The following is a 17,011-nucleotide window of genomic DNA, read 5'->3' on the forward strand; positions in this document are numbered from 1 at the left end:
ATGAATTTTAAAAATTAGTATTCACTTCTTCTAGCTCAGAAAAATTGTACCAATAAATATATGATTTTTTCACTGGTTTTTTTAAACTTTCTTCAATGGCTAATTTGTATATTTTTAGCTGGTCATCATAAAGGCCTTCTCTTTTGATTTTATCAGTTTTAAAGTCTAGTAAGATTATCTCATCTTCAAATTCAAACATGATATCTATCTGCCCATTTACATAATAGTCCTCATATTTCATCAAGAAAGTTTCTTCTTTTCTGATATTTGCTGCACTTTGATAGAGATTTTTTATTATAGGGTTTTTAAAATACTCTATAATTTTTTCTTCTTCTATGACCTTTAGTTCATCTTGTTTTATTTTATTTTCTAAAACTAATCTTTTAAGCGCTCGATCTAAGCTCCTATTATCATATCTTTGATAAGATAACCCTTGGAAAATTTTGTGGATGATAGTTCCCCTATCAGTTGGCTTGTACTCTTTTACTTCAGAAATAAAGTTTGGTTTTCTAAACTCTCCTGTTTCTTCAAATTTACTGTAGGATGGTAGTTCATAGCCATCTTCTTCTGGATTAAAGTTTTTACTAATCTCTGTTACAGATTTTTTGATAGAATCTTTGGTATCAGCCTCATATTCATATCTTTTTGTAAATAAATCTACAAATTTATAATAAAGTTTATCCTTAACATTAGCTGCTAAAATATCTGATATATCCTCACCCTTACTTACTTCATAATTACTTTCTTCTGTAAAGGTTAAAATTTCAGCTATATTTGATAAGTCATCTGTAATGTATTCATTTTCTAGTAAATCTCGACTTATTATATCATTTGAAAGGCTAGCTATAATCCAATCTAAATATGTGGACATATTTAGATAATCATCTCTACCATTTAATTTATTTACTGTATTTAGATTTCTATTGCCCACTACTATAAGTTTATTTATAGCACGGGTTAGGGCAACATAGAGAATTCTCATCTCTTCTCTTTTATTTTCCAAGGTCATTTTTTCCGTAATCAAATCTTTTTTAAGAGATGTTAGTCTTATTTTATTTTCATAGTCAGCCACATTTATACCTATTCCAAGATCATCATCAAAGACTACACTTTCTCTTAGGTGTTTGTTATTAAATCTCTTGTTGGCATCAGCTAGAATAACTACTGGAAACTCTAATCCTTTAGATTTATGGATGGTCATAATCCTAACTAGATTTTCATTTTCTGATAATTCACGAGCTGGATTCATATTATCTGTTTGGTATAAGGATAAATTTTCTACATAGTCTAAAAATCCATACAAGCCATTATCATTATTAGCTTCAAAATCGCTCATAAGATCTATAAAAGCTTCGACATTGGCTATCCTATCGCTTGCCCTATCACGAGCCATTAAAAATTCATAAAACTTAGAATTTTCAAAAATATAGTTTCCAAATTCATATAAGTCCATAAGGGATAATTGGTAGGAAAAGTCGTTAAATGCAGTTTTAAAGTCATTTATTTTTACTAAAATATTATCATCTTTATCATAGTTTTCAAAGGCCTCATAAAATTTATTATATTTTGAATTTAATCTAATAGCTGCTATGTCATCTTCGCTAAACTTATATATATCACTGCGGATAACTGATAAGAGTGTGATATCATCTTTTGGATTTGCAATGAGCTTTAACATATTTATAAAAAAAGTAACTTCTACTGCTCCAAAAGAAACCTTACTTATATCATTAAAAAATGGAATACCTGCTTTTTTAAAGGCATTTTCGTACAGGTAAGATTTCGCACCACTTCTTAAAAGTATTGCTATATCCTTATACTCGTAGCCTTCTTCTATTAGATTTTCTATTAGCTTTACCAAATGATTTTCTTCAGATAATTTATCTTCTAGGACGCGAACTTCTGATTTTGGATTTTTTTTATCAAATTCTTTGGTAGGATTTAGCCTGTGGCCACCATTTTTATAATCTATGCCAGAAGCTTCCTTAGTCATTAACCTATCAAAAATATAGTTTACAAAATCTATGATATCCCTATCTGTCCTAAAGTTTTCATTAAGGTTTATCCTAATAGAATCTTTATTTTCATCACTATTGTATGATTCGAGTTTGTCTAGGAAAAGTTGTGGCTCTGCACGTCTAAATCCGTAGATAGATTGTTTGACATCTCCTACAAAAAATAAATTGTTAGACCTTTTTAATTTTTCTATGATATAGTTTTGGATTTCGTTACTATCCTGGTACTCATCAAAGAATATATAGACAAACCTTTCTCTTAAAACTTGATTAGCCTCTTCATTATCTATTAATTTTATAAATTCTGCCTCGATATCGTTAAAATCTAGGTAGGACTTATCTTTCTTTTTGGCCTTGTATTTTTTTATAAATCTTTTAGTCAGATAATTGATTTCTTTTAGGACTTCTACTTCTTTTTTGCCAAATTCACTTATGATGTGGGAATTTGTATTTAAAACTAGGGAGCTAATATTTTTTAATTCTTTTTTATAAAGGTCTCTATTATTTTTTATAATAGCTTGGATATCTTTTTCATCTTTACGAGCCCTTACCATGGTAGAAAATTTTGCCTTGTTGATCTTTTCTATAAATAGGTCCCAATCTGTAAATATAAGCTGGTTTAGGATATTTACTAGGTTATAGTCATCACTAAGCATATCTTCATATTCGACACGCAAATTATTTTCCCCAGCTATGGATTTATTTTTGCTAATATCTTCTAGGATTAGGTCTATCTTTTCCCTTACTATTTCTTTAAAAATATTAAAATCAAAAGGACTTGCGGTTTTACTATCTAACCAAGCTATAGGGTCTATTTGAGATGTTAGCTTATCGTAAGTTTTTAAAATAATTGATTTTGCTGCCCTATCATTGCGGCTGGTGGCAAAATTGTGGATGAAGTTATGAAAGTCAGCACTTTTTTTAGCATATTCTTCATCAAAAACTTCATCTATAGCCTCTTCTTTTAAAATCACATTGGAATTTTCACTAATGATGCTAAAGTTTGGACTAAGGTCATCAAAATAGTAAAAATATTCTCTAAGCATATCTGATGCAAAGGAGTGGAGGGTTTGGATGTGGGCGTGTTTTAATAATCTTAGTTGGTCTTTTAAAAATTTATTAGAAATATTATTTTCTATTTGATTTTCTAAGGCTTCTCTAATTCTATCTTTCATCTCAATGGAAGCCTTGTTGGTAAAGGTAACTATAATCATCTTATCTATAGGAACTTTTTCATCTAGCATAAGGCTTATTACTCTATCAACTAAGACCCTAGTTTTACCAGATCCAGCTGCAGCAGAAATTATTATATTTTTATCTCGCTCTTTTATCGCTTTCTCCTGGCCAGGTGTATAAACTATATCACTCATCTAGATCCTCCCTACCTTTATAAAGGTCAGTTATAGTTTTCTTTTTATCAAATTCCCTATACTTATCACTATCGATACTCTCATCAAACTTACATATGCCTTTAAAATCACAGTACTGGCACTCATTTTGTGTATCAGAATATCTGATAGGATGAAGGCTTATATTACCCATCTTAATTTCTTTGATATATTTACTGATAAGGTCTTTGGCAAAATCATTTACTATTTGTTCTTCTTCAGTTGATAAAATATCAGTATTTTTTGTATCGATAACCCCAATATTTTTGCTATCGTAATTTTCCTTATCTATAAGCTTAAAGACTTCCTCATTAACTTTTACTATTAGCCCATTCATCTTAAATTTATCTTCATAAATTTTTTCGATATTAGACTTTTCGTATGTGCCTTCCATTTTTTCTAGTTCATCTGATAATGGCATATAAAATGACCCTATTGGAGTAATCTCATTTCCTCGAGCTTTTGCACTCATCATATAAACTAAAAGCTGGAGGTCTAGGCCATTTAGGATATTTACTATTTTAAATACTTTTTTACCAGTCTTATAGTCTATAATCCTTAGATAATTTTCTGCCTTATCTATCCTATCAATCCTACCTCTGAGGTAATTTTCCTCATCCACGTATACTCCTGGCAGGCCATTTTCTTTGTCGTAGCCAAAGTCTACCTCTACATCTGCCACCTTAAACTCACCTTTTTTAAGCTGGTTGATGACTTCTTTGGAGTTATTTTTGGTATTTTTAATAAGGTTATTTAAGATAAATTCATTGCGTGGGTCGCTTCTACGAGCTTTGTCTAGGTAATTATCTATGCTAGTAGAAAAGTTTTCTATAATTAGCTGGTCAAGCTCTTCATTTGTAATATTTTCTATATCACTATCTTTAATTAACCTTGACACATCTTCTAGGGAATTATGAACTATAGATCCTAGCTCTCTGACATCTACATCATAATTTTCTTCATAGTAAGGCTTGATACCAAAATTTACAAAATATCTGTAAGGACACCTAGAATAGGTTTCTATTTCTGTAACATTAAAATGATTTTTAGGGTATAGATTTTTGGCGTTAGTTTCATCCAAATTATTTTTAATATTTGAGTAATATAAACCATCCACCATAGTCTCAAAATCTCCATGATCTTTTATGTAGGATAAGTAAGATTTAGTAAATGATAAATCATTTTTATCCACTGCCTCCCCTTTACGAATCTTCCATAAGGTATCCATGGCATATTTTTGTGACAATTCTTCAGAAAAAATTATTTCATTTAAAGGTAGACTAGTTAAATCTGTAGTTTTCATTGCTGGGAATAGTTTTAAAATATCATTTAAAACTATGGACTTATTAATGGCTCCCCCATCCTTATCGCTTAAAGCAAAGGATAAATAAATTTTATCTGACACACTTATCATTTTGTAAAAATTGAGCTTTTCTCGTTCTTCCATATCTTCTTCATAGATTTTTAAATCTAGGTCAAGGTCTGCTAGCTTATCCTTATCTTCTTTTGCTATTAAAAAGTCTCCACTAGATTTTGAAGGGAAAAATGTATCGTTAAGTCCTAGGGCAAAGTTAACTGGCCTTTGGGAAACTCTTGGTTTTTTAAAGTTGGTTACTGTTATGTGATCTTTAGTTGGTGGGATGATGCCTATATCTATATCTGATGCAGTCGCCAGAATAATATCGTAAGTTGCTTTTAAAGTTGATTTTCTATCTGCCATTAGATTCATAAGTTCTTCTAGTATAGAAATAAACTTATCCCAAACCTGGTCGTTTTCGTCATAATCATCTAAGTCTCCTTCTTCTAGCAGGATATTTTGATAATTATTGATTCCCCTTATAAAACCAGGATTGCTTATCATAGTATAAATAGCATTTATAATTTCAGATGTGCTAGTATTCTCTTTATTTTTAATTGCTAATAAACCATCTAGAAGGTCTAATATTTGTTTTCTGATCTCTTTTACAATCTTTTCTTCATTTATTTTAGCAAGTAATTTTTCATCTTTAAAAGGGTCATCCTTGTAAAGATTTTTATAAAAATCTATATCTAGGTTAAAATATTTATCTTCTAAGAACATAGATCCTTTTATTTTTCGGGTATTGATATAGTTTTGGAATATTATTATCTTATCAGTCCCTGCTTTTCCAAAGTCAAAAATATTGGATCTTAAAAAGTAGGATAGATCATGAGCATTAAAATCATAGATTATAAGCCTAAGGGCTGCCAGCCAGCTTTTTACAATATGGTTATCGGATAATTTGTTAGTTTTATCAAGGAAAACTGGCAAATCATATCTATTAAATACTTTTTTAACCTCATTTTCGTATTGGTCAGCATCGGTAATATAGATTGCTATATCCTTATAACGTAGATTTTTTTCATGAATCAATTTATTTATATTTAAGGCTATGTTTTCTACTTCAGTTTTTGTAGAGATAGATTCTAGTAAGTGAATATTTGAAGGATTAGCCTTATAGATTAGAGGGTTATATCTTTCAAAATTTACACATAGGTGGTTGATATCATCGTGGGGATTTATTTGGGTGTCTAGATTTATTTCATTTATTGTAGCAATATCCTTTAGCCTATAATAAAATTTGTTGGCCATATCATATATTTCTATGTCCTTGCCCATAGAATTATTTATAAAAGTCTTATCTAGAGTTAGGGCTACATTTACCTTTGCTCCAAGTCTTACAAGCTCTGCTATAAAATCCATTTTTATATCAGAAACATAGTCAAACTTATCAAAATAAAAATTTGCATTCCTTAAAAAATCACAGCTAGGAAGCCTTGTGATAACTTGGTTTAGCCTATCCTCTGAATCTAGGAACTTATCCTTTATTTCCTTTTGGTAGGCCTCATAGATTAGCTTTATTTCTTTAAATTTTAATTTTAATATCTCATCATCAGAATTTTCCTTGATGTTTTCATAAAAGGCTTGGTCAAAGTTATTGTCCTTTATATTTGTAATGATAGATTCTATGTCATTTATAAAGTCAATATTGTTATATTTTCCCATAAAAAGAGTAAGATCATCGTTGATATCCCTTAGAATGTTGCTAAGCAAAATAATTTTCCCAGACTTACTTAGAATATTATCAGCAAGTCCTCCAGTTCTATCGATTATAAATCTAGATAGGGATGAAAAGGATAATACCTTGGCATCCATAACTGTTTTATAGGAAATATTATCCATAAGATTGATATCAGACTGTAATGTATATTGCTCTGGAACTATTAAAAATGCCTTTTCTTTATTGTCTAGATTTTCTTCTATTTTTTTGTAAATATACATGCTATTGGCATGAGGTGACTTTGAAATAATTGTATTTATCATGCTATTACCTCTAAGCTACTTCCTTTATCTTCTCGATAAGTTACAAGGATTTTGCCATCTATGGCATCTTTTAATTCACTTACGTGGCTGATAAGTCCTACAAATTTGTTGTCATATGAAAGTTTTTCGATTTGTTCTATGACTTTTGCTAGATAATCATCTGATAAGGTACCAAAACCCTCATCTATAAATAAAGTATCAATGGTAATGCCACCATTTTCTGCACTTATCTCATCTGAAAGTCCTAGTGCTAATGATAGTGAAGCTAAAAATGATTCTCCCCCAGATAAAGTAGATGCTGGACGAGTTTTTCCGGTATTTGCATCTAAAATTTCTATATCTAGACCTGATTGGGTTTTTAAACTTTTAGCATAAGATGTACGTATCATGGTAAACTGACCATTTGACATTTGTAAAAGTCTTTGATTGGCATAATTTAGGACTCTGTCAAAGTAATAAGTTAGTACAAAAGTTTGAAAATCAACTTTCTGCCTACCAGCAACCTTCCCATGATTACCATTTGCTATTTCTGATAACTTATCAAAAATCACACTTTCTTTTGAGATAGACTCGTATTTTTTTGCTAAACTGTCTATATTTTCAAAAATGCCAGTAATAGATAAATTTTTAAATTTAAGATTTGAGATAGTATTGCTTAATTCTTTAATAGAAGTGTTTGTTTGAGCAATTTCTTTATCAATTCGATCAAGATCTACTAAATTCTTATCCTCAAATTCTTTTAAGTTTTTATAATTAATTTTTAGTTCAGCAAGTAAGGTAAAATATTCCTCGATTTCTTGACTTTTTTGTGAAATTTTTTTATAAATATCTAGATAATATTTATAGTCAACAAAAGAATCAAATTTTGCCTTGATTTTTTCATCTAATTGCTTTTTAAGCTCGTCTATACTCTTTTCTAAAGTATCTATATTTTGATTAAAGTTTGTAATATCAGCTTTATTTTTGGTTTGCTTATTTAATAGATTATTGTGTATCTCATTAGTTTCTTTAATCTCCCTATCCAATCTTTCTATATTAGTGTTTAGGTCCTCTAATCTAGTTGACAAGCTTTCAAAATCTAGTGACTGCATTTTTTCCTTATTAGCCTGATAATAGGATTTTAGATTTTCTGAGTCTTTTGTTTTTTCTTTAAGCTCGGATAAGATATTAGAAATTTTTTGAGTTTTTTCAGTAACTTTTACAAGTTCTGATTTTTTTTCGTCTGCATTCTGTCTTATTTTTCCAATCGATTTTGAAAGACTTTCTTTTTCTTCATTGATATTTGTTATTTGCTGACTTATATTAGATTTTTCTAATTGTATCTGATCAATTCCTTTACTTTCTTTTATAGATTCTTTGAAAATTTGATTTTGAGTTTTTAGTTTTGTAATTGTTTGATTTATCTCTGATAAATTAGCATTTACAGCCTCAATATCAATATCATTAACCTCTATTTTTTCAAAATGTTTTTCATGATTTTCCCCGCAAACTGGGCAAATCCCTGTACTATTAAGCTGATCAATCAAATCGTTAATTTGAATAATTTTTCTATTTTGCTCAAAAATTTCTATATCTTTTTCTAGTACTTCTTTCTTGCTTTCTTTTATTTGTAAAAGATTTTTATTTTCTGCAATTTTTTCTAGGAGTTCTTGGTTTTTGTTATAGATTTCTAATTCATTATTTATTTCTTTTTCAAAATCCATTAAGTTCGCAAGATTTTTTTCTAGGGCTAGTGATTTATTTCTTTTTTCATCTAAATCATAATTTAGATCGTATAAGTCCTTGCGTTTTTGCTCTAAAACTTCCTTTAATTCTTCATTTTCTAAAGAAAGAGAAGATATCTTTTCCAAATCTTTTTCAATTTGCTGATATAGTAGCTCTTTTTCTTTAAATTCTTTTAAACTATTTAGGCTATCAGTAGTTTTTATTTTAGAAATCTTAAGCTCATCCAGATGTTGATTTTTTTCATCAAGCTTAAGGTAATTTTCATTTGATTGGGCGATTTTTTCTTCCAAGTCTTTGGATAAATTATTTGCTTTTTCTAGATTAACTTTATTTTCTAAAAGATTTACTTTATTTTTATCTAAATTTTCATCGATAAGACTTATATTTTTTGCATATTCTGATTTTTTTAGTTTTTCTTTAAGGTCATTAAAATGAGCTTCATCCTTTGACTTTTCATGAAGTTTAGCACTAATATTCTTAAATTTCAAAATATTTTCATTAAAGGCTTTATCTTTTTGTCTTTGTTCGACTAAAGATGCGTATTTTTTGTTTTCTTTTTCTAAATTATTGTTTTCATCCGCTAATTTTACCTCATAATTCTTAATAATTTCATTAATTTTTGATTTTATCATTGTAAAATCATGAGAAATACGTTCATTTGGGTCAATTACAACATTTATCTCATCATCTTTTTCGATTTCATTTTTTAGATTTTCATCTATAAAGTTTAGGTCCTTTTTACTTTCTTGAGACTTCTCCTTGATGACTTCTTGTATTTTTTTGTATTGGTCAGTTTTAAATATCTTTCCTAAAAGCTCTGTGCGTTCCTTGGAGCTGGCATGTAAAAATTGTTGAAATTCTCCTTGGGCTAAAAGCATCACTTTTGTAAATTGGTATTTATCCAAGCCAATTATTGATCTGATTTCACTTTCTACATCACCGATTTTTTCTGCAAGCAAGATTTTCTCATTTGTAATGTCATATAGGCTAGCTGCATGGCTAATATTTTGATCAACTTTTGATTTTTTGGCTCTCTGGCTGGGTATTCTTTCAATCTCATAGATTTTCCCCTCAGCCTCAAAAGTTAGTTTTACATAGGTATAAAGATCTTCTGAGCTTAAAAAATCTGATCTTAACTTATCCATGGGGATATTTCTCGAAGTTTGTCCATAAAGTGCGAAGCTTATTGCATCAAATATTGTGGTTTTCCCTGAGCCTGTATCACCTGATATTATAAATATTTTCTTATCATAAAGCTTGGTAAAGTCTATTTCTATTTTTTCCTTGTAGGTTATAAATCCTCTAAATTCAAGTTTTATCGGCTTCATCCTATAACCCTTCCTATGATTTCTAGCTCCTCAGCACTTAATTCTTCATCCATTTTGTACTTATAAAATTCTTTAAACAAAGCCAAAGTATCTTTATTTTCCAAATCAAGATTTAAATCACTTGTGGTATTAAAAATACCTTTGTTTTTGTAGGAGACTTGGACTGCATGTGGAAAGATTTCTTTAAGCTTACTCATTGCATTATCAATAGTATGCTCATCTTCAAGGATAAATTTTAAGTAATCATCGCTTGGATTCATCTTAATTATCTCATCAAATTTACCCTCGATAATCCTAAAATCTCGCAAAGGATTTATTGGAAGATCAAAGGTAGTCACTTCATCAGTTATATCAACAATAGTTACACTTTTTATAGCCTTTGTCTCATCAAAAGAATATTTCATAAAGGTACCTGCATACCTAATTTTAGGGTCAATTACATAATGTTTGCCGTGCAAGTGACCAAGAGCCACATAGTCAAAGTCTAAAAATAAGTGTCCATCCATGGCATCTGAACCACCAATTATAAGTGGTTTTTGTCCTTCGGTGTATGCTTCATCCTCTTCAATGCCAATATTATTTGCATAGCAATGAGTAATAAGGACATTGCGGTCTTCATAGATTTTCTCCTTAAGCACAGCCTTATAAAGGTCGGTAAAGTTTTCTATGTCTTCATCAAATAAAATTTTGCCTTGGTTTAGGGAAATATATGGGACTAGATGAAAGTTTATTTTCCCATATTCATCTTCTAAAGTAATTATTTCATCCTTATACTCACCAAAAAGATAATAATTGCGTTCGGTAAAAAAACTTGTATTTACATCTAATCTTTTTGCAGAATCATGGTTTCCACTAACTGCTAGAACTGTTTTGTTTCTCTTAAATATTATCTCATCTATAAAATCAGAATAAAGTTTTAAAGCATCTACACTTGCGATTGTCGTATCAAAAATATCTCCTGCAATCATTATAACTTCAACATTATAATCATCAATTATATTTAAAATCTGATCAAGGGCGTATTTCTGGTCTTCGATTAGTGAATAATTTCCAATATATTTTCCCAGATGTAGGTCTGATAAATGCAACAATCTCATGAATGACTCCTAATGAATACATATTCATTTTCAGTGGAGTTAAATGGATCATATTTATAATCATTTACTACTAGTTTTTTTATCTCTTCTGGATTCTCGATTTTTTCTTGGATGATTGTCTTTAGCATCTGACCTCTAGCCTGCTTCATCCATGCTGTATATGAGCGCAGTTTCCCGTCCTTATCATCTTTAAATGCTAAAGATATAAATTTATCATTCTTTTTTAAAAATGGCCTAATGGTTTTTGTATATTCCTTGCTTGCTAAATCTATTATTAAATCATCATTTTTAAATAATTCATCATAAAGGTCTTTGCCCCAAAACTTATACAAATCCATATCAGAATTATCAAAATAAAGCCTATAATCAGCCATACCTGTTAAGGGTTTTAGCAAACCATATAGGGCAGAAATGATATAGACATGATTATTTAAGTAATCCAAATCATCAAAGTCATCCCAATCAAATTGCTTAAAAACAAGGCCATCATAGGCAAATATTGCAGGGTTATTTAATTTATCAAAATCAAATTCTTGGTAATCATAATAGGCTTTTTCCGTTAATTTATCATTAGTTCTATTGAGATTTCCCATCTCGTTCATAGAATATTTTTTTAACTTATTTACTAAAATTTTAGTTTTATCAGGAAAAATTAAGTCTTCAGTCTTGATTTCTTCGTTTTTCTTAAAAGTTTTTGCAGGTGAAATAATTATTTTCATTCTAATTCCTCCATTATATAAATTATAACACACAAAAATAGCAGGCTCTAACCTGCTATTTGCTTTCTTTTTATATATGATATTAAAGAAGTTAAAATAAAAAATCCTACTGCTATCAAAACAATGGCCCCACCTGGTTTGACCCCCAGGTAGTAGCTAGCTATGATTCCCAAAATCATGAATATACTAGAAAAAACTATGGAGATTTTAAAGGTTGAATGATATGATTTTGTAAAAACCATAGCGGAAGCTACTGGTATGGTCATTAGGGATGTAATCATTAAAGCACCTACAGTTTTAGCTGAAATTGCAACAGTGATTGCTGTTATAAAGGTAAATAAATTATTAATCAGACGAGTATTTACCCCTGCAAGTCTAGCCAAAACTGGGTTTATAGATGTATATAAAAGTCCGTAGTAAAAATAAATTGAACTTATAATTACAATTAAAAATATCAAAGATACTATAATTAAATCTTCACTACTAACAGTTGTAATCGATCCAAACATAAACGACTCAAAACTAGTGCCTCCAGGCGTAAAATTTGAAAGTATAGATGCTATGGCAATACCTGTACTCATTACAATCGCTGTAGCCATATCTCCATATTTTGGAAATTTCTTCCTCAAAATTTCAATGGCAAAACTTGCGATAATACAAATTATAATTGATGTCCACATGGGGTTTATGCCAAAAATAAGACCCAGGCCAATACCTGCCAAAGAACTATGGCTTAGGGCATCACCAATCATTGAGGTCTTTCGGTTTATCATTATTATCCCAATCATAGGGATTATAATTGCAAGCATGATTCCAATGGCAAAGGCCCTTCTCATAAAGCTAAATTCAAGCATTTACTAGCCTACCTTCCTTTAAGATCATGGTTTTATTTACAAAATCATCTATCAAATCCATCTCATGGCTAATGATAAGTATAGTTATGCCATGTTTTTTATTTAGATGACCTAAAATGTCCAAAAATTCTTCCTTACTTTTTTGATCAATGCCAACTGTTGGCTCATCTAGGATTAAAATCTCAGGACTAGCTACCATGGCCCTTGCAATCATGACTCTTTGCTGCTGGCCACCTGATAATTTGTTAAAGGGTCTGTCTTTAATATTTTCGATATTTAACCTTCTAAAAATATCATTTGTTTTTCTAATAGCTTCTTTGGTGGGCCTTTTAAAAATATTAAATTCCCTATAAAGATTTAAAATTACATATTCAAAGCAAGTCAGAGGAAAGGTAATATCCTTTGATTCACTAAGTTGTGGTACATATCCAAGTCTTCTAAAATCATCAATTTTTTCGATTGGCTGACCTAGGATATTTATCTGACCACTTTGCTTTTTTAACTCACCGGTTAGGATTTTGATTAGGGTAGTCTTACCACTACCATTTTGACCAGAAATAGCCAAAAAGTCTCCAGATTCTACCCTAAGATTTATATCATTTAATATTAATTTTTCATTGTATCCAAAGTTTAGATTTTTTATTTCAATAACACTCATTTTATTTCGCCATAGATTTGTAAAGTTCTTCTAAGTTATATTTTATCAAATCTTGGTATGTTGTGTCATTATTTAATTCTTCATCTGTGGCAAATTCTAAAGTATTTAGTGGAACTGTGTTTGCACCTAGCTCGTTTGCTATAGTGTCTGCTGATTTGCTTGATCCACCCATTTCATAGAAAATTGTATTTATGCCTAGGTTTTTAGCTTCATCAACAGCTTCTTTTAAAGTTTTTGCATCTGCATCTTCTGTTGAAGTTAAACTTGTTAGGGCTATTTGATTTAGTCCAAAATCACGTGCTAGGTAGCCAAAGGCTTGGTGGCTAACTAAAAAGTTTTTGTTTTCTAGTTTTTCAAATTTTTCTGTATATTCATCAATCATAGCATTAAGCTCATCTTCAATTTTTTTGTAATTTTCCATATAATAGTCTTTATTAGCTGGATCTATTTCGGAAAGTTTATCAGCTATGACTTTTGCTTGGGCAAGACCATTTTTTGGGCTTAACCATGTGTGTGGGTCAAATTCTCCGTGGCTGTGTGAATGTTCGTGTTCATGTGCATGGTCTTGGTCTTCATGATCATGATTTTCTTCTTCATGAGCGTGGTCATGGTCTTCGTGATCGTGACTTTCTTCTTCATGAGCGTGGTCATGGTCTTCGTGATCGTGATTTTCTTCTTCATGAGCGTGGTCATGGTCTTCATGTTCATGGACATGATCATGGCTACCTTTGATTAATTCTACATTCTCACTAGTATTTACTAACTCGATATCTGAAGAGCCTTCTAATGATTCTTCCCACTCTTCCATGCCAGCACCATTTATAAACATAAGCTGGCTATCTGTTAGATCAGCTATATCTTTTGCTGATGGCTCCCAACCATGGCTTTCTGTTTTTAGGTTAGTAAAAGATTTTACTTCAAATTTATCTCCTGCTATTTGTTTAGTCAAATTATAGATTGGATAAAAAGAAGTATAAACACTTGTACTTTCCATATTTTGATTGGTCTTTTCTACCTTCTTTTCATCAACTTTATCATTATTAGCTTCTTGGCTAACTTCTGTATTAGCATTATTTTCTGCTGGTTTTTGATTATTGCAAGCACTTAAACCCACTCCTAGGGCAAGCACTAATGCCATTTTTTTGTATTTCATAAACTCCTCCGTTTCTTAATGCAAATCATTTGCATTTAAGATTATATAATAATTTTTTAATATGTCAAATAATTGTATAATAATATTGGAGGTTAATAATGACCATAAATGACCTATTAAGAGAAAAAGATTTAAAAGTAACCAAAAATAGAAAAATAATTCTAGAAGCCTTACAAAATGAAGAAAATCCAATATCAGCAGAAGAACTATTTGATAAGCTAAATGTGGATTATGATATGGATTTATCAACCATTTATAGAAACTTAAATATATTAGAAGAAAAATCGGTCCTACTAAAAACAACAAATTTAGATGGACTAAACTATTACCAGATAAATAATAGTCACCACAAACATTTCATAACCTGCAACAATTGCCATAATAAATTTGTAATAGAAAACTGCCCAGTCCATGATTTGGAAGAAAAAATAGAAAAAGAAACGGGATTTATAATCAACGGGCATAATTTTGAATTTACAGGAATTTGCCCAGATTGCCAAAATGAAAAATAAAAAACTGCTATATAAATAGCAGTCTTTTTTTTATTTACTATTAAATTTTTCTTTATTAAAGGCTCCTACTGAATTTGCAACTATCATAGTTCCAGCTGCATCTCCAGCTAGGTTTATTGTTGTTCTTGCCATATCTAGGATTCTGTCAATTCCCATAATAATTGCGATCCCTTCTACAGGTAGTCCTACTGATTCTAAAACCATGGATAGGGTAATAAGTCCCACTGATGGGATACCAGCAGTACCTACTGATGCAATTGTCGCTGTAAGAATTACTGTCATAAAATCAGTTGCAGTAAGATCGATGCCATATGCATTGGATATAAAAATTACTGCTACTCCCTGCATGATTGCAGTACCATCCATATTTATTGTTGCCCCAAGTGGAATGGTAAATGATGATATTTTTTTATCAACTCCCATGTCTTCAAGAGTTTGGATATGTATTGGAACAGTTGCAGATGATGATGCAGTTGAAAATCCAAATGTCATAACGGGTGCAAATTGCTTAATGAAGCTAAATGGATTTACTCTTACAAATATTACTATTAAGAGCATATATACAATTAATAATTGCACTGCAAGGCTTCCTAGAACAGATCCCATATATGAAAGCATTGATATAATTGCATCATAGCCAAGACTTGAAAATGTCCTTGCAATTAGGAAAAATACTCCGATTGGTGCAAGTTTCATAACCCACATTGTCATGCCCATCATAAGGTCATTCATTTCTGTCACTATATTTCCAAGAGTTATAAGCCTTTCTTCCATAGATGCTATCAAAAGCCCTACAAGCACTGCAAATATAATAATTTGAATCATATTTCCTTCTGCTAAAGCTCCAACTGGATTTGTAGGTATAAAATCAAGAATGGTATCTTTTAATGATATATCAGCTTTATCCACTTCAAAACTTTGTGATCCTATAGCCATATTCATTCCCTTGCCAGGCCCCACAAGACTTGCAAAACTTAGAGCAATTAAAATTGCAAGAGATGTTGTAAACATATAAAAAATTACAATTCTAATCCCTACTTTTCCTAAAGTTTCGGTATCTCCTAGGTTTCTACAACCATCTGCAATGGAAAAAAATACTAAAGGCACAACTAGCATTTGCATAAGTCTTATAAAGAGTTGGCCTAGGGTATAAAATATACCTTCTACTAAAATGTCATTTTTAAAATGTGAATCTGGCACAAATGAGTGGAGGATAATTCCAACGATTAGTCCCAAAATCAGGCCTATAAATATTTTCTTAGATTGGGATAATTTTTTATTTTGTTTTTCCATTTAGTCCCTCCCTATCGATATATTGGTGAAGGCAGTCTTTCCAATTTGGCATCTTATCCCCACCAGTAATTTTTAATATGTAGTCTTCAAGGGCAAAAAATCCCGGCTTTGTGCTAAGACTTTCATCATCACTTGATTCAATAATTGTTGCATCTTTTCCAGTGTAGCTTAGGATTTCACTTGCGAAATCTTTCATAGATGTGTATCCTTCTGCTGATGCGTGGTAAGTACCATAATAGTTTGTGGCAATAAGTTTTATTAAAAAATCAGCAAGTTCATGAGCGGAAGTCGGTGATATAAATAAATCTTTTGATACCCTTACTTCACCAGATTCTGCTTCTTTTAATATATTTTCAACAAATTGATTTTCACGAGAATACAGTCTACTAACTCTAACTATAAAATGATGATTAGAAAATTCTCTCACATAATTTTCACCTTCATATTTACTTTTTCCATAGACACTTAAGGGATTTGCCTTATCATATTCCGTATAAGTTTTAAAACTTTTGCCATCAAAAACATCTGCTGTAGATAATTGAACAAGCTTTGCCATATATTTGTTTGAAGCTATAGCAATATTTCTTGCTCCAATTGCATTAAGTAAAAACGCTGCATCCGGATTTTCTTCGCATTTATCTCTGTTTGATAATCCTGAACAGTTAATAATTGTATGAGGTCTGATGCGCCCTACAAATTGAGTAACTTCATCAAGATTAGTAATATCCACCTCGTTTTTATCTGTGGCAATAATCTCTGCATCAAGTGGATCTAGAAGTCTTAGCATAGAGGTACCAAGCCTACCTGATGATCCTGATATCCATATTTTTTCACGTGCTACTCTCATAATTTCTCCTTAATAATAAAAGTTCCATATATCTGTATTATATATGAATTATATCAAAAAAATTGTTGTTTTTAAATTT

Annotated in this window: 11 protein-coding genes; 1 reads left to right on the forward strand and 10 read right to left on the reverse strand. The window is 30.5% G+C overall.

All coding sequences use genetic code 11. From position 1 onward, the window contains the following. Positions 1 to 7: 7 nt before the first annotated feature. Genes JNO63_RS05535 through JNO63_RS05570 form a run of 8 tightly spaced genes read right to left on the reverse strand, consistent with a single transcriptional unit; the run spans position 8 to position 14,280 of the window. Positions 8 to 3,385, reverse strand: a complete 3,378-nt coding sequence (locus JNO63_RS05535; protein WP_203127505.1) for a UvrD-helicase domain-containing protein — start codon at positions 3,383 to 3,385, stop codon at positions 8 to 10. After that, the gene (locus tag JNO63_RS05540) at positions 3,378 to 6,746 is read right to left on the reverse strand and encodes a PD-(D/E)XK nuclease family protein (protein ID WP_203127506.1); all 3,369 of its coding nucleotides are present in this window, start codon (positions 6,744 to 6,746) and stop codon (positions 3,378 to 3,380) included. The genes JNO63_RS05535 and JNO63_RS05540 overlap by 8 nt, the downstream gene beginning before the upstream one ends. Further along, positions 6,743 to 9,799: an SbcC/MukB-like Walker B domain-containing protein gene (locus JNO63_RS05545; protein WP_203127507.1), complete on the reverse strand. Its 3,057-nt coding sequence runs from the start codon at positions 9,797 to 9,799 to the stop codon at positions 6,743 to 6,745. The genes JNO63_RS05540 and JNO63_RS05545 overlap by 4 nt, the downstream gene beginning before the upstream one ends. Next, positions 9,796 to 10,896: an exonuclease SbcCD subunit D gene (locus JNO63_RS05550; RefSeq protein ID WP_203127508.1), complete on the reverse strand. Its 1,101-nt coding sequence runs from the start codon at positions 10,894 to 10,896 to the stop codon at positions 9,796 to 9,798. The genes JNO63_RS05545 and JNO63_RS05550 overlap by 4 nt, the downstream gene beginning before the upstream one ends. After that, positions 10,893 to 11,615, reverse strand: coding sequence for a peroxide stress protein YaaA (yaaA, locus tag JNO63_RS05555; RefSeq protein WP_203127509.1), 723 nt, complete (start codon positions 11,613 to 11,615; stop codon positions 10,893 to 10,895). The genes JNO63_RS05550 and yaaA overlap by 4 nt, the downstream gene beginning before the upstream one ends. Positions 11,616 to 11,662: 47 nt before the next feature. Next, a complete protein-coding gene (locus tag JNO63_RS05560; RefSeq protein WP_203127510.1) occupies positions 11,663 to 12,469 on the reverse strand; it encodes a metal ABC transporter permease in 807 nt (268 codons plus the stop codon). Beyond that, positions 12,462 to 13,127, reverse strand: a complete 666-nt coding sequence (locus tag JNO63_RS05565; protein WP_203127511.1) for a metal ABC transporter ATP-binding protein — start codon at positions 13,125 to 13,127, stop codon at positions 12,462 to 12,464. Before JNO63_RS05565 ends, JNO63_RS05560 begins: the two co-directional genes overlap by 8 nt. Position 13,128: 1 nt before the next feature. Further along, the gene (locus JNO63_RS05570; RefSeq protein WP_203127512.1) at positions 13,129 to 14,280 is read right to left on the reverse strand and encodes a metal ABC transporter solute-binding protein, Zn/Mn family; all 1,152 of its coding nucleotides are present in this window, start codon (positions 14,278 to 14,280) and stop codon (positions 13,129 to 13,131) included. 98 nt (positions 14,281 to 14,378) lie between these two features. On the opposite strand from JNO63_RS05570, the gene JNO63_RS05575 reads away from it, so the two are divergent. Next, positions 14,379 to 14,792, forward strand: a complete 414-nt coding sequence (locus JNO63_RS05575; protein WP_203127513.1) for a Fur family transcriptional regulator — start codon at positions 14,379 to 14,381, stop codon at positions 14,790 to 14,792. Between the two features lie 30 nt (positions 14,793 to 14,822). On the opposite strand, the gene JNO63_RS05580 is transcribed toward JNO63_RS05575, so the two are convergent. Both JNO63_RS05580 and JNO63_RS05585 read right to left on the reverse strand, forming a co-directional pair. Then, positions 14,823 to 16,085 (reverse strand): dicarboxylate/amino acid:cation symporter, encoded by a 1,263-nt coding sequence (locus tag JNO63_RS05580; RefSeq protein ID WP_203127514.1) that lies wholly within the window; start codon positions 16,083 to 16,085, stop codon positions 14,823 to 14,825. After that, the gene (locus JNO63_RS05585) at positions 16,069 to 16,932 is read right to left on the reverse strand and encodes an SDR family oxidoreductase (RefSeq protein WP_203127515.1); all 864 of its coding nucleotides are present in this window, start codon (positions 16,930 to 16,932) and stop codon (positions 16,069 to 16,071) included. The genes JNO63_RS05580 and JNO63_RS05585 overlap by 17 nt, the downstream gene beginning before the upstream one ends. Positions 16,933 to 17,011: the final 79 nt, after the last annotated feature.

The sequence above is a fragment of the Anaerococcus sp. mt242 genome, assembly GCF_016798225.1.
In the GTDB taxonomy this organism is placed as follows: domain Bacteria; phylum Bacillota; class Clostridia; order Tissierellales; family Peptoniphilaceae; genus Anaerococcus.

What these genes read in the sequence shown, in the direction of transcription:
- JNO63_RS05540 (WP_203127506.1), bottom strand. Translation starts at nt 6,746, where the DNA reads ATGATAAATACAATTATTTCAAAGTCACCTCATGCCAATAGCATGTAT.
- JNO63_RS05535 (WP_203127505.1), bottom strand. Translation starts at nt 3,385, where the DNA reads ATGAGTGATATAGTTTATACACCTGGCCAGGAGAAAGCGATAAAAGAG.
- JNO63_RS05570 (WP_203127512.1), bottom strand. Translation starts at nt 14,280, where the DNA reads ATGAAATACAAAAAAATGGCATTAGTGCTTGCCCTAGGAGTGGGTTTA.
- JNO63_RS05560 (WP_203127510.1), bottom strand. Translation starts at nt 12,469, where the DNA reads ATGCTTGAATTTAGCTTTATGAGAAGGGCCTTTGCCATTGGAATCATG.
- JNO63_RS05585 (WP_203127515.1), bottom strand. Translation starts at nt 16,932, where the DNA reads ATGAGAGTAGCACGTGAAAAAATATGGATATCAGGATCATCAGGTAGG.
- yaaA (WP_203127509.1), bottom strand. Translation starts at nt 11,615, where the DNA reads ATGAAAATAATTATTTCACCTGCAAAAACTTTTAAGAAAAACGAAGAA.
- JNO63_RS05580 (WP_203127514.1), bottom strand. Translation starts at nt 16,085, where the DNA reads ATGGAAAAACAAAATAAAAAATTATCCCAATCTAAGAAAATATTTATA.
- JNO63_RS05565 (WP_203127511.1), bottom strand. Translation starts at nt 13,127, where the DNA reads ATGAGTGTTATTGAAATAAAAAATCTAAACTTTGGATACAATGAAAAA.
- JNO63_RS05575 (WP_203127513.1), top strand. Translation starts at nt 14,379, where the DNA reads ATGACCATAAATGACCTATTAAGAGAAAAAGATTTAAAAGTAACCAAA.
- JNO63_RS05550 (WP_203127508.1), bottom strand. Translation starts at nt 10,896, where the DNA reads ATGAGATTGTTGCATTTATCAGACCTACATCTGGGAAAATATATTGGA.
- JNO63_RS05545 (WP_203127507.1), bottom strand. Translation starts at nt 9,799, where the DNA reads ATGAAGCCGATAAAACTTGAATTTAGAGGATTTATAACCTACAAGGAA.